Source organism: Pseudomonas sp. SG20052, from assembly GCF_031766055.1.
GTDB classification, from domain to species: domain Bacteria; phylum Pseudomonadota; class Gammaproteobacteria; order Pseudomonadales; family Pseudomonadaceae; genus Aquipseudomonas; species Aquipseudomonas mandelii.
This window is the reverse complement of record NZ_CP134498.1, coordinates 4,029,523-4,051,988: the sequence shown is the minus strand read 5'-3', so window position 1 is coordinate 4,051,988 and position 22,466 is coordinate 4,029,523. Positions and strand designations below refer to the sequence as shown.

Here is a 22,466-nt window from a genome sequence, read left to right as displayed (position 1 = left end):
GGCCCGAAGCAACGCATAGAGTCTAGACCCGGCGGCGACAAAAATCAGTTTGCTAATCCAGCGATCCCGCACACACCTCCCGAAGACATCCGCGCAACCACTGGTGCGCGGCATCGGCGTCCATTCGCGGGTGCCAGAGCATTGAAACGGTGATCACTGGCGTGGCGACCGGAAGGGGAAAACTGTGGAGGCCGGCGCGCAGCGTGTGGGTGTGGCGTTCGGGCACCGTCGCGATCAGGTCCGAGGCCCGGGCCAACGCCAGGGCCGCGGAAAAACCGCCGACGATGGTGACGATCTCACGGGTCAGTCCAAGCGTGTCCAACGCATCATCCATTGGCCCTTGGTCCCGTCCGCGCCGCGAGACCAGGACATGCCGGCCGGCCGCATACCGGGCGGGCGTGATCTTGCCCTTGCTCAGTGGATGCCCCGGCCGTACCACGCCGATGAAACGGTCCTGGTACAACGCGCGGGTACGCACTTCCGGGCTGGTGGTGTCCGCCACAACGCCGGTTTCCAGATCGACCGTGCCGTCCCGCAGCAGGGTGCTGTCCTGGTTCAGTTTCTGCAAAAAGTGCAGCCGTACCCCCGGTGCTTCCTCGCTGAGGCGAGCAATCAACGCCGGCCCGAAGTTTTCTACAAAGCCGTCGCTGGTGCGCAGGGTGAAGGTGCGTACCAAGTGCTTGAGGTCGAGCTGCTCGGCGGGGCGCAGTACCGCTTCGGCGTGCTGCACCAGTTGGCTGACGTGTTCGCGCAGTTCCAGTGCCCGGGGTGTCGGCACCAGGCCGCGACCGGCGCGGACCAGCAGGGGATCGCCGGTGGTTTCACGCAGTCGCGCCAGCGCCCGGCTCATGGCCGACGGGCTCAGCCGCAGTCGTTGGGCGGCACGCGCCACACTGCCTTCTGTGAGCAGCGCATCGAGGGTAATCAGCAGGTTCAGGTCGGGAGTCGTCATGCTTTAACGTTAGCACGGCCGGATGGTGACATGGCGTTGTATGCAGGTATCAAGTGCAAACGGTGCGTCTTCCGCCTTGTCAGGCGCCGGCATACGCTGAAGGTCAACAGTTCACAAGTGAGCCCTACCATGAAACTTATCGCATCCTCCGGTTCGGTCCGCTGGGCGTTGGCCAGCCTCTCGCTGTCGATGCTGATGCCTTCGCTCGACACCAGCATCGCCAATGCAGGCTTGCCCACCTTGTCCCAGGCACTGGACGCTTCATTCCAGCAAGTGCAGTGGATCGTCCTGGCCTATCTGCTCGCGATAACCACCTTGATCGTCAGTGTTGGACGTTTGGGCGACATCGTAGGGCGTCGCCGCTTGATGCTGGCCGGCATCGCCATTTTTACGTTGGCTTCGCTGGCGTGCGGCCTGGCGTCGTCGCTGGGGTGGCTGGTCGCCGCCCGGGCCGTGCAAGGTCTGGGCGCCGCGATCATGTTGACGCTCACCGTGGCGTTGGTCGGTGAGACGGTGCCCAAGGCGCAGACCGGCAGCGCCATGGGATTGCTCGGCACGGTGTCGGCGATCGGCACCACGCTGGGGCCGTCGCTCGGCGGCGTGTTGATTTCCGGCTTCGGCTGGCAGGCGATTTTTCTGGTCAACCTGCCGCTGGGTGTTTTGAACGCTGTGCTCGCCTATCGCTATTTGCCCGCCGATCGCCAAGCGCCGAAGGTTCAGCGCGGTGCATTCGATCTGGTCGGCACGCTGGTGCTGGCCCTGACGCTCGGTGCGTATGCGCTGGCCATGACATGGGGCGAAGGCGATTGGGGTTCGCTGAACCTTGCGTTATTGCTCATCGCTGTTGCCGGGGCAGGCGTTTTCCTGTTCGTCGAGGCGACAGTTGCATCGCCGCTGATCAAACTGGTGCTGTTGCGTGATCGGGGATTGAGCGCGAGCCTGGCCATGAGCATGCTCGTCTCGACGGTGATGATGGCTACGCTGGTGGTCGGGCCGTTTTATCTCTCGGGGGCACTCGGTTTGAATGCTGCGTTGGTCGGGCTCGCGTTGTCCGTCGGTCCGCTGGTGGCTGCATTGGCTGGCGTCCCTGCAGGTCGTCTGGTGGATCGTTTAGGCGCTCGGCGCATGACGGTGGCGGGGCTCGTCGCGATGGCGCTCGGCGCGTGCATGTTGTCGCTGATCCCGGCGCGTGTCGGCATCATCGGCTACCTCGCGCCGATTGCAGTGATGACTGCCAGTTATGCGCTGTTCCAGGCGGCCAACAACACGTTGATCATGACCGATGTGAGCCAGGATCAGCGCGGTGTCATTGCCGGACTGTTGAGCCTGTCACGCAATCTCGGCCTCATCACCGGCGCCTCGGTCCTGGGCGCGGTGTTTGCGCTGGCGTCCTCGACGCCCGACATCACCCATGCAGCCCCGGAAGCGGTCGCCCACGGCATGGCGATCACCTTTGCGGTCGCGGCGGGGCTGATTGGCCTGGCGTTCGCCATTGCGTTGCCCGCGCTGAAAAGAGAACCCGTGGTGGCGTAACGCAGAAGAAAAAAACGCCCGCCAAAAAAACGGGTTGGCGGGCGTTTGGGAAGCGTTATTCAGGAACTGAAAAAGCCCCTTGTAGACGTCTTGCTGTTCACCTGAGCGTGGAGCTTTTGTGGTGAGGGGCTTTGTTGTCGAGCATTGAATGGGTGCTCGATCAGCGGCAGGCGTAGCAGAAGTCCGAGTTCGTGTCGGAACCGAAGTCAAAGCCACCGTCGGCAACACGGTTCTGCATCAAACGATCAGACCCGCCTTCCGCTACACGCGTACCGCGCATATTGCTGTTGGCACCGTAGGCAAGGCTGTTCTGCTTCAGATGATCGGAGCCATCCGATGCCATTTGCCGTTCTCTCAAGCGATCAGCGCCACCTTCGGCAAGGCTGTTCTGCTTGAGGTGGTCGGAGCCGTCGGATGCCAGCTGCCGTTCTCTCAAGCGATCAGCGCCGCCTTCGGCAAGGCTGTTCTGCTTGAGGTGGTCGGAGCCGTCGGATGCCAGTTGCCGTTCTCTCAAGCGATCAGCGCCGCCTTCGGCAAGGCTGTTCTGCTTGAGGTGGTCGGAGCCGTCGGACGCCAGTTGCCGTTCTCTCAAGCGATCAGCGCCACCTTCGGCAAGGCTGTTCTGCTTCAGATGATCGGAGCCATCCGATGCCAGTTGCCGCTCTTTCAAGCGGTCAGCACCGCCTTCGGCAAGGCTGTTCTGCTTGAGGTGGTCGGAACCGTCGGATGCCAGTTGCCGTTCTTTCAAGCGGTCAGCACCGCCCTCGGCAAGGTGTTGGTCAGCGGGTTTATCAGCGGCGTGTTGGACCAAAGGGGCCGTTGCATCCCGATCTCCGCCTCCCCGGCTGCCGCCGGCAGCGCCAGCGTGTGGTTCGGCGGCGTGGGTCATCGCCGATATCAAGCCGGTGGTGGCAAGGAGGGCGATGCCCAATACAACGTTTGGCGTTTTCATCCTGTTTTCCTATTTGATCAGGGGAGGTTCAAACGCCAAGAGGCTTTGCATGAGTCCGGCGATCCGACGTCAGCGTCGAATTAACTTGAGCCTGGACGTTTTTGGGTCCGGTCAAGCCTTGGCATTTGATGTCTGTATCTTAAACAGAGGCGAAATTACGTCACTTATGCCTAGGTTGCTTCGAAGGGATATATAGGTGTTAAGGAGTCACCCACAGGTATGACTTGCAACAGCAAGTGGATTCTGAATCGTCACCGCGTGATGCAACGAATGCCGACCCAGGGCCTCATATGAAAAGGACGGGTCCATCGGTGCAGGTACGCATGGGATGGCCACGCGCACTTTTCCCCCGACAACAGGTGATTGCTTTTATGACCGCGGCTGACAAAAACCATGTGACCTGGCTGGTTGAACAATCGATGCTGCATGCCGCCAGGCAGCGGGCCAAGCTCTATTCGGGGCAAGGTCGACTGTGGCAACAGCCTTACGCCCATACCCGGCCCCGTGATGCTTCCGCCTTGGCCTCGGTGTGGTTCACCGCCTACCCTGCGTCCATCGTCACCCGCGAAGACGGCAGCGTGCTGGAAGCCCTGGGCGACGAAACCTTATGGCATGCCCTGTCGAAAATCGGCATCCAGGGCATTCACAACGGGCCGCTGAAAATGTCGGGCGGCCTGACAGGCACTCAACGCACGCCGACCATTGACGGCAATTTTGACCGCGTCAGTTTCGAGATCGACCCGGAACTGGGCACCGAGGCGCAGCTCCAGGCGCTGGTGCGCATGGCCGCCGCGCACAATGCGGTGATCATCGATGACGTGATCCCTTCGCACACCGGCAAAGGCGCAGACTTCCGCCTGGCCGAGATGGCCTATGAAGACTATCCGGGCCTCTACCACATGGTCGAAATCCGCGAAGAGGACTGGCCGTTGCTGCCGGACATCGCCGATGGCCGTGATGCGCAAAATCTCAGTCCGCTGCAGGTCGACGTGCTCCGGGACAAGCACTACATCGTCGGCCAGTTGCAACGGGTGATTTTCTTCGAACCCGGGGTCAAGGAGACCGACTGGAGCGCGACGCCAATCGTGATCGGCGTCGATGGCAAGCCGCGACGCTGGGTCTATCTGCATTACTTCAAGGAAGGGCAGCCGTCGCTGAACTGGCTGGACCCGACCTTCGCCGCGCAGCAGATGATCATCGGCGATGCACTGCACGCCATTGACGTCATGGGCGCGAAAATCCTGCGCCTGGACGCCAACGGATTCCTCGGCGTGGAGCGCAAGCTCGACGGTACGGCCTGGTCTGAAAGCCACCCGTTATCGATCACCGGTAACCAGCTGCTGGCCGGGGCGATCCGCAAGGCCGGCGGTTTCAGTTTCCAGGAGCTCAACCTGACCGTCGATGACATCGCCAACATGTCCCACGGCGGCGCCGACCTTTCCTATGACTTCATCACCCGACCGGCCTACCAGCACGCGTTGCTGATGGGCGACACCGAGTTCCTGCGCTTGATGCTGCGGCAGATGCACACCCTCGGCATCGACCCGGGGTCGCTGATCCATGCCTTGCAAAACCACGACGAACTGACCCTGGAGCTGGTGCATTTCTGGACGCTGCACGCCCATGACACCTACCTCTACCAAGGCCAGACCTTCCCGGGCAACATCCTGCGTGAACACATTCGCGAGCAGATGTACGAACGTCTGGCGGGCGAGCACGCGCCCTACAACCTGAAATTTGTCACCAACGGCGTGTCTTGCACCACCGCCAGTATCATCACGGCAGCGCTGGGGATTCGTGATCTCGACGCGATCACCGAGGCGGACATCCAACAGATTCGCCAGGTGCATTTGCTGTTGGTGATGTACAACGCGATGCAACCGGGCGTGTTTGCGCTGTCCGGCTGGGACCTGGTCGGCGCGTTGCCGTTGCCAGCGGAACAGGTTGAGCATTTGATGGGTGACGGCGACACGCGCTGGATTCATCGTGGCGCCTACGACCTGGTGGACCTCAATCCGGACGCACCGCTGTCCGCAGGGCAAATGCCACGGCCGAAAACTTTGTACGGCAGCCTGCCCAGCCAGTTGAAGGACTCCGATTCGTTCGTCTCGCAACTCAAGAGGATCCTCGCCGCGCGCCGCGCTTACGATATCGCCGCCAGTCGGCAGATCCTGATTCCCGATGTCCAGCACCCGGGCCTGCTGGTCATGGTCCACGAATTGCCGGCCGGTAAAGGCACGCAAATCACTGCGCTGAACTTCGGCTCGACGCCGATCACCGAAACCTTGCACCTGCCCAATATTGCGCCGGGCCCGGTGGTCGACATCATCAACGAGCGAGTCGAAGGTGATCTCACGCCTGAGGGTGATTTCACCATTACGCTGGATGCCTACGAAGGGTTGGCACTGCGCGTCGTGAGCACTTCGCCGATGATTTGAGGGCGTCGGTTGGCGCCCAGGTGGGCGCTAATCAGCTTCGACACGCTTGAAGGACAATGAAAGGATTTTCTTGATCTGCCTGGCCATGGGCGTTTCTATCTTTTTGTGGATGATGTAAGACGCACTGATCATCAAGGCGATGGTGCCCCACAGTAGTACGTGCGGGTTCATCGCCGGATAGGCAAGGTTAAAGATCATAAAGCCGATCATTTGATGGAGCAGGTAAAGGGGATACGTGAGCGCGCCTAATGCCGTCCAGTTCAATGCACCGATGGCTGCCGTTTTATTCGTTGCGATCAAAAGAAAGGTCATGAAGAACAGGGTAACCATGGCGCATACGATCAGAAGATCGAATTCGGTTGAATATTTTGATTCGAGCAGTTGGGCCCAGACAATGGCGGTGTAGTTGGCCAATGCCAATGACCCTGCCAACAGGAGCACCCGTGTCGTTGTGAATCCCTTGGCCCAGATAATGTAGAACGTCGAGCCCGCGATGAAATAGGCCGCGTAATCGGTAATTAATATCGATCGCAGCTTTTCAAAAGCCAGGACTTCTGCGGTGGCGGAGACCAACAGCCACAGTACGAGGAAGGTCTCTATTTTTTCTATTTTCTTGAAGCCCAACAGAATGGAGATCATCAGGTAGAACTTTATTTCGACAAACAGCGACCAGTAGACCCCGTCAATCGGTGGCACACCCATCAAGTCGCCAAGGAATGTCATGTTAATCATGTATTGGTAAATATCAGCCGTGAATCTTGGCCGGCCGATGGCAAGCGTGATCAGGAACGTCAGGGTGCAGCACACCCAGAAAGCAGGGCAGAGACGAACGACACGGGATATAAAAAATGCCCTGAGGTTATTGCCCGAAGCGGTCATCAGGATGACGAATCCGCTGATCATGAAAAACAGTTCGACGCCCAGATAACCGTATTTGGCAGGCTCGGCCAACAACGGGTAGGGCATTACTGACATGTCGCCTTTTGCATACCCCCGAAAAGCATAGTGAAAAAACACGACTGCGATTGCCGCGAGGAAGCGCAGCAAGTCCAGTTCTTTCAGCCGGCCTTTGATCATGTCTATGCGCTCCAGACGTGTTAGCGCTGAATGGAAACTGACCACGTTGCCGATTGAAATTTGACCCGGGCTGAACGCTATAGCAGCAGTAGCGCTTCGTGGAGTTCTATTGAAGGTGTCATGCCTTCTTCTTTGCGTCGGCTGTCGAGCCAACGTCTGGTTTTGTCTATATCGAAGATCTGGCCCTGATCCATCAAGTTCAAAAGGAGCTCATCGGACACCCGATAGCGCCCGCAGTCCGGGCAATCCCTTTCCTCCCACGGGCCCTGACACTGAATGCGTTCCGCCACGCCGACACAGATAAGGCAATTCATCGTGATCATCCATTTTTGTTATTTAACCGTCGCCGTGAGCCGGTTGAGACGCCCGGTACGGGAATCGTCGGTGGCACGGAGGAGGCTGGAACGCGGTCGACCCCTGCGGTCGAAAGAAAGTTCAGGGCGGTGGCGCTGTCAGGATAAACAGGTCGTATCTATCACCTGAGCCGACGTCAGCCAGGCGACGGTTGAATGGCTATCGACGCCGTTGCCACACCTTGACGTAGTCGACGCGGAAGGTAGAGGGCAGGTCAGCATCGTCGACCACGCCGAACCACTGCCACATGGCCTCACTGTCAAACACAACCTGCATCGGGAAGAAGAAATGGTTGTTTTTCGATTCCCTGACCAGCACGCCATCGACATACCAACGCAGGGTGTCGGGCTGCCAGTCGAAGCCGTAGACATGGAAGGTATCCGCCAGGCGCCAGGGACTGATCCAGACGCTGCCGTCGGCGAGATGCTCGGTGCTATGCGGCGTGGCCCACAGGTGGGCGTTCATGTTGTACGAACGGTCTAACGCTGCGTTTTTCGTCTTACCGCCGATTTCGAAGATGTCGATCTCGGTGGCGTTGTCCGTCATGCCCGTCCACGCGAGCCAGAAGGCGCTGGAACCGGCCGAGTTCATGGGTTTGGCGCGTGCCTCGTAATACCCGTAGAACCCGCGCTCGTTGGTCCGGACCATCGCTGAGGTGTAGTCCTTGAAACCAAGTTGTACGTATTTCTGCGGCAGGGTTTCCTTGCGAAAAACAATGTTCAGGTTGCCATTGTGGACGCTGGCATTGGCCGGGGTGAAAAGTGCCGGTTTGCGTCCGAGCGACTCGTTCCCTATGGCGTTGTTGACGTGCCAGCGTTCGAGATCGAGGGTGGTGCCATTGAAGTCGTCGGACAGTTTCGTGTCGAGCACCCACTGGCCGGCATTGACCTGATCGGACAGCGGCAGGTTGGCGTTGGTCTGGGCCGGCAATCGGCCCAGCGGTCCGACACGGGTCCAGGTATCGGCCTGTTTGGGAATGGCAACTGACCATTTATCCGCCAGGTACTGAAATGCGCGCTGGCGTTCTGCGAGGGAGGCAAACGCACGGTCGTACACCAACACTTCCGCGATGTCGCCGCGAAAGTTGTCGGCATTGCCGACCACATTGCGCCCGACGGCATACGGACCAATCGGCACATCGTAAAGCTCCAGGACGGAGACGGTCGGCACATACGCGGTGGTCTGTTGCAGGCTGATGGCGAAGTTCGGCAACACGTTATCGTTGTGGGCGGTTTGTGGGCGTGAGCTGAACAACCGTTGCCAGGGATCGGCCTCGGCTTGCTCGGGCAATCGACGGGACACAATCAATACCGTCACAGGGCCTTTGGCGCTGCGAATGGTTTTACCCAGAAACGCCGACACGCCACTGAAGCGCACGACCGAATGACCATTCAGGGCGTTTGCCATCCGCTGTGGCTGCGAGGCGGCATCGTCCACTGTGGCGTGATGGGACTCGCCGGATTTGTCGCTCCAGTGCTGGACACGATTCTGCGCATCCAGGGTCATTGAAGATGCATCGGCCGCATCCAGCCACAGCACGAGCCCGGTGGTGGGTACACCGGGGGGCGCTTGTGCGGCGTTGCAAACCATCGACACCGACAGCAGCAGGGCCAGCACAGAGGCATTAAACATCGGCTTCACTTCACGGCACTCAGCACTGGCGTTTCGAATGAAGACTGATACCCCTGCGGATTACACGACTGCCACCGCCAGGTATCGATAATCATCTGTTGAAGATCGCGCTGCGCGGTCCAGCCCAGTTCCCGCCCGGCCTTGCTGGGATCGGCCCAGCATTTGGCGATGTCACCTTCGCGTCGCGGTGCGAAACGGTAGGGAATGGTGATGCCGGTGATGTCCTCGAAACTCTGGATGATCTGCAGCACGCTGTAGCCAATGCCAGTGCCCAGGTTCCAGAAATTGATGCCGCTGTGGCTGTGCAACACCTCAAGCGCCTTGAGGTGGCCGATGGCAAGGTCGACCACGTGGATGTAGTCGCGCACGCACGTCCCGTCCACGGTTGGGTAGTCGCACCCGTACACCGTGAGTTCGGGCATTCGTCCGATCGCCACCTGCGTCAGGCAGGGCAACAGATTGTTGGGTCGGCCTCTGGGATCTTCGCCGATCATCCCGCTTTCGTGCGCGCCAATCGGGTTGAAGTAGCGCAATAACCCGATGCTCCAGCGCGGATCGGAGTGACACAGATCGGTGAGCAACTCCTCGATCATGAGCTTGGTGCGTCCATAGGGATTGACCGGCTTGCCGGTGCCGAAATCTTCGGCAATCGGCGTGCGTGTGGGCTCGCCGTACACCGTGGCCGATGAGCTGAACACCAGCTGGAACACGTTATTGCGCGCCATCGCCCGGCACAGGTTGAGCGTGCCGGCGACATTGTTGGCGTAGTAGTCCAGTGGTTTGCGCACGCTTTCTTCTACGGATTTGAGGCTGGCAAAGTGCACCACGGCATCAATGTCGTAGCGGCTGAAGATATCGTCGAGCAGGATGGGGTCGCGAATATCGCCATTGACGAAATCGACACGGGTGTGGGTCAGCAACTCAAGACGCCCGATGCACTCTCGACAGCTGTTACACAGGTTGTCGAGCACCAGCACATTGTGCCCGGCGTTGATGAGCGCCAACGCGGTATGGGAACCGATGTAGCCGGCCCCGCCAGTAATCAACGTAGTTTTGCGCATGGTGAGGTCTTCCTGTCTCAGGGATTGAATTCAGCGGGCGGTGAAAACCGATTTGAATTCTTGCGGCCAGCGCGGGTGCATGACGCTATACGCCACGGCATAGCTCAGCGCGCCAACCACGATGTTGCAGAACAGGTGCAGATAGCCGTGCAAACCCAGCTGCGGTGAAACAGACAGGACGGTTGCGGCCATGACGACCGAAGCAATCACGCTGCGGTAATTGGAGTCGAAGAACCGCTGCCAGCCGTAACCGATGGCCGCGATGAGCCCACGGATTTGCAGCGGCGTGATGATCAGCATCCGGGCCAGCAGAGCAAGGGCAGCGGCCATGCCGCCATACAGGTTGCCGAGGGTGTAGACCAGCGCCAGCGCGAGAACGGTGGTTGCCACTTCAGCCTTGATCGTGAGGTGGCTGCGGTTGACTGCAACCAGTGCCGTCGTGGCGTACATGGCGGTGTTGCCAATGGCCGCCGTGCAGGCCAGCACTTGCAGCAGGGGAATGGCGTCGGTCCACTTGGCGCCGAATATCAACGGGATGAGGTCGTTTGCCGTAAGCGCGATGCCAATGAACAGGGGCGTCAACAGAAAGCCGCTGACGGCGGTTGAATCGCCAATGATCCCCAGGAGCCGCGACGGCTCCGCGCTACGCCGGGCGAATGCCGGCAGCGCATAGCTCAACAGGCCGTTGTAAATCGCAGTGCGCGGCAGCTCGATGATGCGCATGGCCATGTTGAACATTCCGACCGCGTTGACGCCGGCCGTCATCCCGAGCACCACGTTGACCCCGCGCTGAAGTGTTTGTGAGCTCAGTGCGTTGATGGCAACCGGTGCGCCGGACTTCATCAGTTCGCGCAAGACCGGACCATCGATATGGAAGGCAATGCGGCGCCGGTCTCCGAGCATCAACACGATGATGGATACCAGTTCCATGATCACCGCTTGGGCAATTACCGCCCATGCCCCCAGACCCCAGAGTGCGACAGCAATGCCGGCAACACCGCCAAACACCTTGCCCAGTAACGTGCGTGACGCCAGCATCTTGAAGTTGCCGTTGCGGCGCATCTGCGCCACGTAGACGCGCGCCATCATGGTGAACAGGATTTTCACCGAGGCCACCGCCGTCATCCATTGCAGCACCGGGTCGGGCGTGTACAGCATCACTGCGCCCGAGATGACGACGATGGACACCAGGCTGACGAGCACCGCCGCCCAGAAGGCCGTGGTGATGTGTTTGTCCTCCAGCCGTTCGAGTCGTACCAGCGGGTCTTCCAGAACCGATGAGTACACCAGGCCGATCAACTCGACGATGGCAATGATGACCGTGCCCACACCCAGTTCTGCCGGCGACAGCAGCCTGGCATACACGACAAACGTAATCATGGACAGGAAGATCAGGCCGAATTTCTCGGTGAAGATCCACCCTAGGGTAATAAGGCGATGATTGGCCATGGGTGTGGGACCGGTTCAATGAGCGGTGGTTGACGCCGTTGCCTTGCGCAAGGTTCTGGCGCGGGCATAGAGGTAGCGCAAGGTCGGTTTGCCGTTGGCGAAGATCAGTGCTTGCCAGGAGCACTCAAGCATTCGCCGGTACACGTCGAGCACCTCGGCATGCTCGTCGCGTCGGGAAAAGGCATTGAGAAAATCTGTGTGGTTGCCCAGCACGAAATCGATCCGTTGCTGCTTGCTGAGCAGCGCGCCATAGCGGGCCAGGTACACCTCGATGAACCGGATCTTGTTCTGGTAATACTTCTTCGGCTGCGCGGTCATGTTGCCGCCGTTGACCGTGCGCTCCAGCAGCACCTGCGGCACCGTGTGGATCTCCCAGTGTTCGGCAATCCGGGTCCACATGTAGCGGTCTTCGGAGTAACGCAGGCTGGCATCGAAGCCGCCGAGTTGCATGATCACCTCGCGCTTGACCAGCGCGGTGGAGACACCATTGACGACGTTGGCGTGGATGAAATCGTAGAAATGCCGGCCGTTCTTGCGCCGGTTGTCCAGTTGCCGCCGGCCGTCGCTGTAATTGACCTGCGTGTAGCAGTCGATCAGCCCCACCGACCGTCCCTGACGAGTGAGTTCGTCATACAGGGCCAGTTGCAGCTCCAGCTTTTGTGGACGAAATTGGTCATCGGCATCGAGCATCGCCACAAACGTCTCTTCCGAGTGCCGCAATCCGTGGTTGCGGGCGCTGGCCTGGCCTTCGTTGGCTTGCTGCAACAGCGTCAGGCGAAACGGCGCCACGAAGTCTTTGACCCGTTGGGGGCCGTCATCGGTGGAGCCATCGTCGACGACGATCACGTGATCGGGCAGCCGGGTTTGCTCGACCAGGGACGTCAGCGTTTGCTCGATGCTGCCGGCGCCGTTGTACATCGGGATTACGACGCACACTGAATGCGCTAGAGGGGAGGTTTGGTCTGACACGGGTGTTTCTCCTTTGATTACGCCTGGGCTGAATCGCGCGGGAATCCCCCGCCAGACGGACGCTGGCGCAGGGGTGTCGGTGATAATTCGGGGTAGGTCGCGTGGTGACGCCGAAAGGACAGGGCCAGGGTGCAGAACACCAGGAACTCGGCGGAGCGGTAGTTGGGAATCACGTACGCCACATAATTGGTGACGATGAACAAACCGATGATCACCAGGGCACTGGCGCGAAACTGCGCCGCCTGGTTCGCCGTCACGGCGCGGTATTGTTTGAACAGCGCTTCGCCCAGCAGCAACGCCAGTGCAGTCAACTGGATAACGCCGCCGTTGAGCAGGGTCTCCATGTAGCCGCTGTGGGCGTTGCCGATGTAGCCCCAGCGAAGGATGAACGCATTGGCGTCGGGACTGGCCCAGAAGGCGCCAAAGCCGTAACCCTTGAGCCATTGTTGGTCGACAAAGGGCGCGAGCAACTCCCAGATCAACGTGCGATCCGTGAGTGACGGATCGCGGCCGGCGATCTCCAGCAGCCACGCAAGGTGGTTGTACAGCAGCAGGCAAACCAGCAGGAACGCCAGCGTGCAACCGAAGAACAGCCACTGCGAGCGGTTGATACGCAGGCGGATCAGGGTGAGGAAATACCAGTAGCTCAATGTGCCGGAAAGAATCAATGCCACGCCGGTCGCCGACTGGGCAAGCAGGATGGCAATCAGCGAAAAAAACGAGCAGAAGAGGGCCCAGCGGTTGCGTTGGCGGATCATCGGCAGCAACAGCAGGATGGCAATCGCGTTGAGCCGGGCGCCGGCGTTCTTTTCGGCAAAAATACCCTTGAATGCGCCGTCGCGAATACCACCGGACAAGAACGCGACGCCCGGCATGACCACGGCGAGTATCAATCCGATCAACGCCGCCACGCCGATGGCACAGCCGAGCATGAAGGTGATTTTTTCAAGGGGGTAGTTGTAGGCAATGAAACCGGCAAAAAACACCACGCTGAGCATCGCGATGAACCGCTTGAGGCTCAGCATCGGGTCGTGGGACCAGCCGATCGATGCGATGACGCAGAGCATGAACACCAGCAGAAAGAAGTTGCTGCGGTAAAAGGTTTTGCTGAGGAACACCTTGTTGCGGATGAAGAAGAACAAGGGCACCAACAGTGTGATCAGGCCGCAGATCTGGTTGGCGACGTTGCCTTCGAGGTCTTTATCGATGTCGCCGAAGCTGGAGGCGCCCCCCAGACTGAGGGCAAACGTGATCACCTGGATGTAGAACAGCACGCCAAACAAGGTGAAGCCATCGCGCAACGTCGAATACCTGATCTGCAGTGTGCTCATGATGATGGACTCCCGAGCAACGCGGCGAGGTAGGTCTGCACCGCGCTGGCATTCATGAACCGGGTGGCCGCATCCAGGCGGGAACGACGTTGCAGGTCCCGCGGTGTGGAGAGTTGCAGGGCAACCGCCTGCGACAGCGCGATCGGGTCGTCGACGGCGACGAGCGGTGCGACGAGGCCGCCGATGAGGATGTCCTGAGGACCATGGGGGCAGCGCGTCGCCACCACCGGTGTACCCGTGGACAAGGCCTCTACCAGCGCATTGGGACTGCCCTCGAAGCGTGACGACAACACAAAGCAATCCGCCGCAGCCACTTCTGCCAGAGGCTCACAGGTGTAACCCGGCAGGTCGAAGCGATCCGCCACGCCCAGCGTCCGGGCCTGGTCAAGCAACTGCGCCCTGAGCGGGCCTTCGCCAAAAATGATCAAGCGGGCGTCGGAATCCGGCAACGCGGCGAACGCTGTAATCAAGGTGTCGAAGCCTTTTTGCGGCACCAGGCGCCCCACGGCGACAATCACCGAACCGGTTTTTTCCAGCAGCCAGCGGTGGCTTGGCGGCCCAGGCGACTTGTCGCGGAAGTCGTTATCGAGCACCGGGTTGTCGGCAATGGTCACGTCCTGGCGACGCGCAAGGGTGGTATCGACCAGGTCCTGGGCGACACCGCGCGAGACGCAGATCACCGGGTTGGGAATGAGCCGATACAGCAGTGGCGCCACCAGGTACGCGACCCGCACCATGAAGTCGGGGTTGACGTGTTTGTCATGGGAAAACGCATTGCGTTCGCTGACGTGCAGGCGCGCCAGCGTGCCGGACAGCACGGCTGCGGCGATCGCCACCACGTTGACGTGCGTGAGGGCCGCCAGTTGCGCGTCAAAGCGATTGGCGCGCAGAAATCGTGCGAGTGCCGGCACCGCGCGTGCGGTGCGTTGGCTTTGCAGTTCAACTTTCTTGACACGCGGGTCGAGGTTCGCCGCATGGAGCCCGCCGCCGGTGAGCAACAGCAAGGTCACGTCATTACCAGCGTCCACCAGGGCACCGGCGAGGCGCGCCATCATTTTTTCAGCCCCGCCTGCGCCGAGGTCATGCAGGATAATCAGTAGCTTTTTCATTGGCTCCATACCTGGTAGTACGCTTGCGCGGCGTACTGGCTGGTGTACGGATGGATGGCGTCACTGAGCATTTTTGCGCTAGGTGCAACGCCGCTTTGTGCGGTCAGGCTTTGAAGCATTCCCCGCGCCAGCGCCGGTACGTCGTTGACGGCGACCAGTTGACCCAGTCGACCGTTGTCCAGCAGTTCCCTCGGGCCGGTCTCGCAGTCGCATGCCAGCACGGGCGTGCCCAGTGCCAGCGCCTCGATCAGGACGGTCGGCATGCCTTCCTGCACGGAGCTCAGAATGAACAGCCGTGCGTGCCTCAGTAGCGGATAGGGGTTGCTCAGGAATCCGGTGAAATGCACCCGGTGCGTGATGCCCAGTCGGGCTGCCTGAGTGGTCAGTGCGTCGAGCAACGGACCGTCACCGACAATCACCAGATCCGGCAGTGTTTCGCTGCGCAACGCCAGGGCGTAGGCATCCAGCAACAGATGAAACCCTTTAGGTTCCACCAGGCGGCCCAGGCTCAACCAATAGTCGCGGGGCAAATCAGCGGACAACGGCGCTTGTGCGGCTTGAAGCAGTTGTTCGGTGACGACAGCGTTGGGGCAATAGCGGATCCGTTGCCGACCCCAGGGCATCACGTCGATGAGGGACTGGCGCAAGGCGGTGGAGACCGTGACCACTTTGCCGCTACCGCAGAGGTACAACGTATAGAGCAGGCGCAGGCTTGAAGGGCCGGTTTTCTGTTCAGTGCAATCCAGTGCCGCGTGGCGGCTGTAAATGACTTTGCAAGGACTGCCCAAGGTGGCGAACCAGGCGCAGAGGTTGGCTTGCTCCTTGGCGGAAATCACGTGGGTGACGCCCTCACGGCGAATGAGCCGGCGCAACTGCACAATGGACTTGAGCAGGCCGACGATGCCGCCACCGCTGGCGCTGCCGAGCGTTTGAACACCTTCCGTGTCCGGCGTGTCGCCGTTCATGACGAAAAAACTCACGCGCTGGCCATCCTTGAGAAACTGCTCGGACAGCCGTTGGTGGACGCGCTCGACGCCGCCGCCCACCTTGAAATCCTTGAGAATAAACAGGATGTGCATGGTCATTCCTCAACGCTGATGGCGACTTTGCGTGACGCGATGAGCGCCAACAGGTGCACAAAGTTGTTCGGGTAGTCGATGAGGTAGCGCTTGATCGTATGGGGCTCGCGATACATGCGATAAAACGCGCGCATATGCAGGCGATTGATCAGCGCCGGGTAATAGTTGCGCGTGGCCAGGGCCTCCTGACGAATGAACCCGCCACAGGTGAAGGCGACCCCGCGAAACCCCGCGCGCAACGCGTCCTGCTCGAACTGCTCTTGCAGTCCGGCACCCAGGCCCACGATCAGGATGTGCGCTTCGCTGCGGCAGATGTCGGCCTGAATGCCCTCGGCCTGGGACGCATTGAAGTAACCGTTGTGGTAACCGGCGAGGGTCAGCCGTGGGTAAAGGGCCTTGATCTTGCTGACGAACAGTTCCAGTTCCGCTTGCCGGGCCCCGACGAAATACACGCGCTTGCCCTGTTGCTCGGCGCTGCGCAGCACAAGGTCGGCGATGGACGTGAAGTCAAAGCTGACCCGTCCGATCCTCCTGCCGGTCACACGCGACATGAAAGTCGACATCAGCATGCCGTCGCAAAAATAGGTGACGGTGTTCGGGGGCTGCTCGAAAACACTGCCAATGGACGCGAAGTTGATGAAGGAATAGGCCTGGTTGGCCTCCAGTAACTTCGTTGAGTATTGCCCGACTAATTCCAGCCTGATCATGGCGCCGCTCCTTTCAGATGACTGAGCGGGTCTGTCGGCCCACGGAGACGTAGGTAAAACCCCTTTTGCTCAACCGCTGCGGATCGAACAGATTGCGTCCGTCAAAAATCAGCGGGTGCTTGAGCTGCCGGCCGAGCAAGTCGAAGTCCGGGGCTCGAAACGATTGCCACTCGGTGACGATGATCAAGGCGTCGGCATTTTTCAGGGCCGCCTCCTTGGTGCCGGCCAGGGTCAGGTCGTCGCGCGAACCGTAAATGCGCTGGGCCTCCTCCATGGCTTTGGGGTCGAACGCCTGGACGCTGGCGCCGGCGTGCCACAAGGCTTCCATCAGTACCCGGCTGGGGGCCTCGCGCATGTCGTCGGTGTTGGGTTTGAAACTCAACCCCCACAGGGCAAAGGTCTTGCCGCGAAGGGCGCCGTCGAAGTGATTGAAAATCTTCGTGTACAGGCTGGCCTTCTGTTCGTGGTTGCGCGACTCGACGGCCTTGAGTACCCGAGCATCGATGTCGACGCTGGCGGCGGCCTGTATCAGCGCCTTCACGTCCTTGGGAAAGCACGACCCGCCGTAGCCGACACCCGGATAGATGAATTGATAACCGATGCGCGGATCAGAGCCGATACCGTGTCTGACCATCTCGATATCGGCGCCCAGTTTTTCGGCGAGGCAGGCCATTTCGTTCATGAAACTGATCTTGGTTGCCAACATGCTGTTGGCGGCGTACTTGGTCAGTTCGGCGCTACGCAGGTCCATGACGATGATCTTTTCGCGGTTGCGATTGAACGGTTCGTACAGTTCGCGCATGACCTCCTCGGCGTGTTGGCTGTCGGTGCCGATGATGATCCGGTCCGGGCGCATGCAGTCCTCGACCGCGCAGCCTTCCTTGAGAAACTCGGGGTTGGAGACCACGTCGAAGGTCAGATTGCCGCGACCGGTGTCGGCCAGCACCTGCTCGATGTGCGCGCGAACCCGGTCACCGGTCCCGACGGGGACGGTGGATTTATCGACGATGATGTGATGCCGGTCCATGTTCAGCGCGATGGTTTGCGCAACGCTCAAGACATGTTTGAGGTCTGCCGACCCGTCTTCATCTGGCGGTGTCCCCACGGCAATCAACAGCACATCACCATGGTGGACAGCGCTGGCGAGATCAGTGCCGAACTGCAGCCGGCCACTTTGGTAATTGCTGTGGACCAGGCTTTTCAGCCCCGGCTCGTAGAGCGGCAGCGTGCCGTCCTTCAGCGCCTGTACCTTGTCGGCGTCGACATCCACACAGAGGACGTTATGGCCCACTTCCGCCAGCGCGGCGCCTTGGACAAGGCCCACGTAACCAATACCAAATACGCTCACATTCATGATCAAACCTCAGGTCGGCGTGACAGTGATCAACGAGGGGGCAGGGGGTCAGTAGATGTTTTTCGAGAACAGCGTGAAGGGGGTCTTGATGAGGATCTTGATGTCCAGCCACAGCGACCATTGGTTGATGTAGTTGAGGTCCTGGGCGACGCGCAGCTGCATCTTTTCCACCGTCTCGGTTTCGCCTCGATGCCCGGTGATCTGGGCCAATCCGGTAATCCCCGGTTTGAGGCGGTGACGGGCCATGTAGGCGCGCACTTTGCCGGTGTAGTAAATGTTGTGGGTGACCGCATGCGGGCGAGGACCGACCAGGGCCATTTGCCCGAACAACACGTTGAACAGCTGCGGTAACTCGTCAATGGAACTGCGGCGCAGAAAGCGTCCGATCAGCGTGACGCGTTCATCGTCACGGGTGGCCTGGTGCACTTCGCTATCGTCGTGGAGGCGCATCGAACGAAATTTCCAGACCTTGATCACTTCGCCGTTGCAGCCATGGCGATTTTGCTTGAACAGCACGGGACCGGCGGAAGTCAGCTTGACGGCGATCGCCACCGTCAAGAGCATCGGACTTAGGACAATAATGGCCACGGCGGCCAGGCTGCGTTCGAACAGGTCTTTGCAAAACAGGCTGGCCGGATGGGAGCTGATCAGGCTTTCGTTGAGGTAAATGGCGGGCATCCGCTCGATTTCCGAGATCGAATGGTTGAGCAATACCATGCTGCCGAAATCCGGGATCCAGACCACGTCGACATTCATGTCCAGCAGGTCGATGTACAACGCTTCGATGGTGGCGGCATGCGTCATCGGCAGGACAATGTAAACGCGGCGCACATCCAGGCGCGTGATGATTTCGCGGATCGAATCGACGTGGCCGAGCAACGGCAGGATGCTGGGGGCCGGGCCGCTGTTGTCGGCTGCGGCGATGAAACCCATGACCAGCGCGCGGTTTGGTCTGGAGAGTTTTTTCGCCAGTTCATGGGCGGTCGGGCAGGTGCCGATGATCACCGCACGACGCTCGTTGCAGACCATCCGCGAGTGCAACCGGGCGAAGTAATGCAGGGGCAGAAACATCGCAGCCTGGGCGGCAAAGCCCAGCACCGCCCAGACCATGATGACCTGGCGCGAGTAAATCGCGCTGGTCTGGGTGATGAAGGCAATGGCCGCCAGCACGGCCAGCAGGATCAGCCAGCCGGCCAGCAACCGGCCGAGCCCGACCACCAGGCCGTGACGCTTGTGGTAAACCTGCATCACGCTGTAGATCGGCACCGAGCCGAGCACCGTCAGAACTATCAGGATGCGGTATTCGCTGGTGAGGCTGCCAACGCGCCAATACACGAGCAGCATCAGCAGCGAAGTCGCCAGCGTCAGTGCACACAACCACTGCCCCCAGAACGTCAGGCCTCGGCGGTGTGTCATGTGAGCGGTATAGAGAGGAGTCATGGGCTTAACCTCAAGGCAGAATTAATGCATCAGCGCTGATGGGCGCGCACGGCGTGGCTCCCGCAGGCTTTTCCGTAGCTCGGCAGAGGTGAAGCAATGTGTGGTGATGGCAGAAAGACTGTGGTGAGGGGGCTTGCCCCGTTCGGCCTCGCCGCAGATTTTATGGTGTCAGCGGGGGGCGAAGTCGTAGTTATAAAACGTCTTGGAATGGTGGTAGCCGTACTTGCGCGCCTTGCGCAGGTCTACCTGGTTGAGCACGGTGCCAAATACCGGCACATGGCTTTGCTGCAACATGGCAATGCCCTTCTGCACCTGACTGATCGGCGTGCTGTCGGCCTTGACCACATAGATCACCGCATCCGAATGCTTGGCCAGCAACAGTGCATCGCTGATCATTTCCGCAGGCGGTGAGTCGATAATGATGTGGCGGTAACGCGACTTCAGCGCCTCAAGCATGCGCGCCATGCGCGGCGAACTGAGCAGATCCTGCGGTGGAGGCTGGCGTGACGGGTTAAGCGATTCGGCAGGGGAAGTCAGGCGCGGCGCGGTGAACAGATCCCGCGAAGGCGGCATGACCATGCCAGCCGGCAGCATGTCCAGATTGCCCACCGAAACGATGCAGTCTTCAAGCCTGGCGGTGCCCGCAATGACATTGGCCAGTCCCGGGCTGTCAGGCGGAAAATCGAAGTTCAGTGAAAGGGTCGGTTGGCGCATGTCGGCATCGATCAGCAACACTCGCTCCAGCGAAGTGAGGGAGCTGGCCAGGTTGGTGGCAATGGTACTTTTACCCTCACCGGCAACGGTCGACGTCACGAGTACCACCTGCGACGGCATTTCACTGCTTTGCAACATCAGCCAGGTGCGCAGATTGCGGATGGTCTCGGAAAAGCGCGGGTTGTCGTTGTCTTCGAACAAGCGCGCCAATTGCCGGCGACTTTTCTTCATCACCAGCGGCACCACGCTGAGCAGAGGAATGTTAAGCGTGCTTTCAATCGTCTCGTCGGTTTTAAAGGTGTTACTCAGGCTGTCGAAGAGCAGCGCCAACGCGACGCCGATCACTGCAGCCACCAACCCGACGATCCCGACAATCAATGTTTTACGTGGCTTGCTCGCTTCCACTGGCACAATCGCCGGGTCGACGATGCGCACTTTGGTGGAGTCCATGTCGGCAGTGGCCGCGGTTTCTTTCAAGCGGGTGACGAAGGTTTCATAAAGTGCACGGGTGCTGTCGACTTCCCGCTGGAATTCGCGCAACTGAAATTCCTTGCGGGCGATGTCCTGGATCTGCGCCTTGTTGCTGTTGAAGGATTGGCGCAGCGAAGCTTCACTGGCTGAGGCCAGCTGGTATTGCCGTTCGATCCCGGCGACCACTTGCTGCACCTGCAATTGCAGACTGGTGGTGGCGGCGCGCAATTCCGATTGCGCGGAAATCAGGCTCGGGTGTTTCGGGCCATAGCGTCCTGACAGCTCATCGACCTTGGCTTGCGCCTTGGCTCGGTCCGCCTGGAATTGCTGGACCAGCGGGTTACTCAAGACTGCCGGCACGCTGGAGAGTCGGCTCAGGTCGCCGTTGCTCAGGGCTTTCGCCTGGCGGTATTCACTCTCGGCTTCAGCGCGGTTGCGGCGGGCGTCGACCATGCGATTGCCGGTCATTTCCAGTTCGTTGGCGCTGATGGTGGCAACCCCGCCGACATCGACCAGGCCTTGTTCCTCCCGGTAGCCCTGAAGCTTTTTCTCGGCAACACGCAGGTTGTCGCGCAGTTTGACCAATCGTGTGTTCATCCACGCAGTGGTGGTCTGCGAGGACTTTTCGCTGGTGTCGAGCTGACTGTCGGTAAAGCCATGGGCCAACGCGTTGGCCGCCGCTGCCGCCAGGACAGGGTCTGGCAGCTCGACCTCGATTTCGAGCAGTTGGCTCTTGCCGACGAACTTGACGCTGGTGTGCAGCATGAGGTTCTGCGTGACCTGATTGAAGACATCATCTTCACTTGGCTCAGCTTTCATCGGCTTCAACAGGCCGCCCAGCCCCGGGATCCATTGATCAAGGTTCAGGTCGGCCAGCCATTGGCGTGGCGTGAACCATGGCTTCGATTGCTGGCGTGGATCGGTGACCGGGTTGGTCGTCAGCTCGAGTTTTTTCACGGCTCGTTCGGCAAGGTCCCGTGATTGCAGGAGCGCCTGTTGTGTCTGCAAGTAATCAGTGGCGTTGCTGCCTGAGTCCTTGACTTGCTGGAAGGACATCAGCGGCGGGGTTTTATCGTTGAACAGCAAGGTGGTGCTGCCGACGTATTGCGGGGTGATGTTCGAGACCACAACGACCGCCAGCAAACCGCACAGCAGGACAAACCATCCGATGCTCCATTTGGCGCGCCAGATCACCCTCCAGAGTTTGAGAAGATCAATGGTGTCCTTGTCGTCGCTGTACTGCTGATGCAGATGCGTTTGCAGAGGACGTTCGACGTAGGTGCTAGGGCTGTTGTCCATGATTAGAAAAAGCCTTGTGCAATGGAAATGGTGTCGCCGGGGGCAATCGTGGTGTTTCGCGTGACCTCATCGGTGAGGGTCGGGCCGCCATCACCGCGCAAGATGGTCACGCGTTTGATGGAAGCTCGCTCGGTCAGTCCACCGCCCAGAGCGATGGCTTTTTCCAGGGTCAGTCCGGGTATGAAGGGATAGCTGCCGGGTTTTTTCACTTCGCCGTTGATGTAGAACGAGCGGTATTCGATCTGGCTCAAGCTGACTTTCGGGTCGTTCAGATAGCCTTGTTTGAGTCCGTCGACGATGATCTTTTCGACCTGGCCGGGTGTGAGTCCCTTGGCGGAAATCTCACCCAGGAACGGATAGGAAAATGTGCCGGCATCGCTGAGGCGGATTTTTTTAATGCTCAGCTCCGGCTCGCCGAACACGATGATGCGCAAGACATCGCCAGCGGCCAGTTTGTACTGGGTATCAGGGTCTGCGGCGTAGGTATCGGGTAGCACAACCAGTGCGAGCAATAAGCCCAGGGTGCGTGAGTTCATGTCGAAACC

General features: G+C 59.9%; 17 protein-coding genes. 3 read left to right on the top strand and 14 right to left on the bottom strand.

The window, feature by feature from the left end:
* Positions 1–52 precede the first annotated feature (52 nt).
* Entirely contained in the window at positions 53–952 is a 900-nt protein-coding gene (locus RHP74_RS18535; protein ID WP_311096024.1) for a LysR family transcriptional regulator, read from the bottom strand.
* A gap of 129 nt (positions 953–1,081) precedes the next feature.
* On the opposite strand from RHP74_RS18535, the gene RHP74_RS18530 reads away from it, so the two are divergent.
* The 3 genes from RHP74_RS18530 (at position 1,082) to treS (ending at position 5,875) form a co-directional block, all read left to right on the top strand.
* Positions 1,082–2,485, top strand: coding sequence for an MFS transporter (locus RHP74_RS18530; protein ID WP_311096023.1), 1,404 nt, complete (start codon positions 1,082–1,084; stop codon positions 2,483–2,485).
* A 148-nt stretch (positions 2,486–2,633) separates the two neighbouring features.
* Positions 2,634–3,521, top strand: a complete 888-nt coding sequence (locus RHP74_RS18525; RefSeq protein WP_311096022.1) for a hypothetical protein — start codon at positions 2,634–2,636, stop codon at positions 3,519–3,521.
* Positions 3,522–3,808: 287 nt separating this feature from the next.
* Positions 3,809–5,875: a maltose alpha-D-glucosyltransferase gene (gene treS, locus RHP74_RS18520; RefSeq protein WP_200666444.1), complete on the top strand. Its 2,067-nt coding sequence runs from the start codon at positions 3,809–3,811 to the stop codon at positions 5,873–5,875.
* A 27-nt stretch (positions 5,876–5,902) separates the two neighbouring features.
* On the opposite strand, the gene RHP74_RS18515 is transcribed toward treS, so the two are convergent.
* From RHP74_RS18515 to RHP74_RS18455, 13 genes are all read right to left on the bottom strand, one after another.
* A complete protein-coding gene (locus tag RHP74_RS18515) occupies positions 5,903–6,952 on the bottom strand; it encodes an acyltransferase (protein WP_311096021.1) in 1,050 nt (349 codons plus the stop codon).
* Between the two features lie 513 nt (positions 6,953–7,465).
* Positions 7,466–8,938, bottom strand: coding sequence for a family 16 glycosylhydrolase (locus RHP74_RS18510; RefSeq protein WP_154913545.1), 1,473 nt, complete (start codon positions 8,936–8,938; stop codon positions 7,466–7,468).
* A 5-nt stretch (positions 8,939–8,943) separates the two neighbouring features.
* Complete coding sequence (galE, locus tag RHP74_RS18505; RefSeq protein ID WP_154913543.1) at positions 8,944–9,999, bottom strand: UDP-glucose 4-epimerase GalE; 1,056 nt, start codon at positions 9,997–9,999, stop codon at positions 8,944–8,946.
* A 30-nt stretch (positions 10,000–10,029) separates the two neighbouring features.
* Positions 10,030–11,448, bottom strand: coding sequence for an oligosaccharide flippase family protein (locus RHP74_RS18500; RefSeq protein WP_311096020.1), 1,419 nt, complete (start codon positions 11,446–11,448; stop codon positions 10,030–10,032).
* A gap of 15 nt (positions 11,449–11,463) precedes the next feature.
* Complete coding sequence (locus tag RHP74_RS18495; protein ID WP_224795554.1) at positions 11,464–12,417, bottom strand: glycosyltransferase family A protein; 954 nt, start codon at positions 12,415–12,417, stop codon at positions 11,464–11,466.
* Positions 12,418–12,434: 17 nt separating this feature from the next.
* On the bottom strand, positions 12,435–13,748 hold the full coding sequence (locus RHP74_RS18490; protein WP_200666439.1) for an O-antigen ligase: 1,314 nt from the start codon (positions 13,746–13,748) through the stop codon (positions 12,435–12,437).
* Complete coding sequence (locus RHP74_RS18485) at positions 13,745–14,857, bottom strand: glycosyltransferase (protein WP_311096019.1); 1,113 nt, start codon at positions 14,855–14,857, stop codon at positions 13,745–13,747. Before RHP74_RS18485 ends, RHP74_RS18490 begins: the two co-directional genes overlap by 4 nt.
* Positions 14,854–15,936 (bottom strand): glycosyltransferase, encoded by a 1,083-nt coding sequence (locus RHP74_RS18480; protein ID WP_311096018.1) that lies wholly within the window; start codon positions 15,934–15,936, stop codon positions 14,854–14,856. The genes RHP74_RS18485 and RHP74_RS18480 overlap by 4 nt, the downstream gene beginning before the upstream one ends.
* Positions 15,937–15,938: 2 nt before the next feature.
* Complete coding sequence (locus RHP74_RS18475; RefSeq protein WP_077749467.1) at positions 15,939–16,643, bottom strand: WecB/TagA/CpsF family glycosyltransferase; 705 nt, start codon at positions 16,641–16,643, stop codon at positions 15,939–15,941.
* 13 nt (positions 16,644–16,656) lie between these two features.
* A complete protein-coding gene (locus RHP74_RS18470; protein ID WP_304818251.1) occupies positions 16,657–17,997 on the bottom strand; it encodes a UDP-glucose/GDP-mannose dehydrogenase family protein in 1,341 nt (446 codons plus the stop codon).
* Between the two features lie 48 nt (positions 17,998–18,045).
* Positions 18,046–19,437: an undecaprenyl-phosphate glucose phosphotransferase gene (locus tag RHP74_RS18465; RefSeq protein ID WP_311096017.1), complete on the bottom strand. Its 1,392-nt coding sequence runs from the start codon at positions 19,435–19,437 to the stop codon at positions 18,046–18,048.
* 168 nt (positions 19,438–19,605) lie between these two features.
* Entirely contained in the window at positions 19,606–21,921 is a 2,316-nt protein-coding gene (locus RHP74_RS18460) for a Wzz/FepE/Etk N-terminal domain-containing protein (protein WP_304818252.1), read from the bottom strand.
* 2 nt (positions 21,922–21,923) lie between these two features.
* Positions 21,924–22,457: a polysaccharide biosynthesis/export family protein gene (locus RHP74_RS18455; RefSeq protein ID WP_172791209.1), complete on the bottom strand. Its 534-nt coding sequence runs from the start codon at positions 22,455–22,457 to the stop codon at positions 21,924–21,926.
* Positions 22,458–22,466: the final 9 nt, after the last annotated feature.

Excerpts from the sequence above, each read along its gene's own strand:
- RHP74_RS18510 (WP_154913545.1), bottom strand. The coding sequence starts at position 8,938 with ATGTTTAATGCCTCTGTGCTGGCCCTGCTGCTGTCGGTGTCGATGGTT.
- RHP74_RS18525 (WP_311096022.1), top strand. The coding sequence starts at position 2,634 with ATGGGTGCTCGATCAGCGGCAGGCGTAGCAGAAGTCCGAGTTCGTGTC.
- RHP74_RS18480 (WP_311096018.1), bottom strand. The coding sequence starts at position 15,936 with ATGCACATCCTGTTTATTCTCAAGGATTTCAAGGTGGGCGGCGGCGTC.
- RHP74_RS18530 (WP_311096023.1), top strand. The coding sequence starts at position 1,082 with ATGAAACTTATCGCATCCTCCGGTTCGGTCCGCTGGGCGTTGGCCAGC.
- galE (WP_154913543.1), bottom strand. The coding sequence starts at position 9,999 with ATGCGCAAAACTACGTTGATTACTGGCGGGGCCGGCTACATCGGTTCC.
- RHP74_RS18475 (WP_077749467.1), bottom strand. The coding sequence starts at position 16,643 with ATGATCAGGCTGGAATTAGTCGGGCAATACTCAACGAAGTTACTGGAG.
- RHP74_RS18490 (WP_200666439.1), bottom strand. The coding sequence starts at position 13,748 with ATGAGCACACTGCAGATCAGGTATTCGACGTTGCGCGATGGCTTCACC.
- RHP74_RS18515 (WP_311096021.1), bottom strand. The coding sequence starts at position 6,952 with ATGATCAAAGGCCGGCTGAAAGAACTGGACTTGCTGCGCTTCCTCGCG.
- RHP74_RS18470 (WP_304818251.1), bottom strand. The coding sequence starts at position 17,997 with ATGAATGTGAGCGTATTTGGTATTGGTTACGTGGGCCTTGTCCAAGGC.
- RHP74_RS18535 (WP_311096024.1), bottom strand. The coding sequence starts at position 952 with ATGACGACTCCCGACCTGAACCTGCTGATTACCCTCGATGCGCTGCTC.
- RHP74_RS18455 (WP_172791209.1), bottom strand. The coding sequence starts at position 22,457 with ATGAACTCACGCACCCTGGGCTTATTGCTCGCACTGGTTGTGCTACCC.
- RHP74_RS18460 (WP_304818252.1), bottom strand. The coding sequence starts at position 21,921 with ATGGACAACAGCCCTAGCACCTACGTCGAACGTCCTCTGCAAACGCAT.
- RHP74_RS18485 (WP_311096019.1), bottom strand. The coding sequence starts at position 14,857 with ATGAAAAAGCTACTGATTATCCTGCATGACCTCGGCGCAGGCGGGGCT.
- RHP74_RS18500 (WP_311096020.1), bottom strand. The coding sequence starts at position 11,448 with ATGGCCAATCATCGCCTTATTACCCTAGGGTGGATCTTCACCGAGAAA.
- RHP74_RS18465 (WP_311096017.1), bottom strand. The coding sequence starts at position 19,437 with ATGACTCCTCTCTATACCGCTCACATGACACACCGCCGAGGCCTGACG.
- treS (WP_200666444.1), top strand. The coding sequence starts at position 3,809 with ATGACCGCGGCTGACAAAAACCATGTGACCTGGCTGGTTGAACAATCG.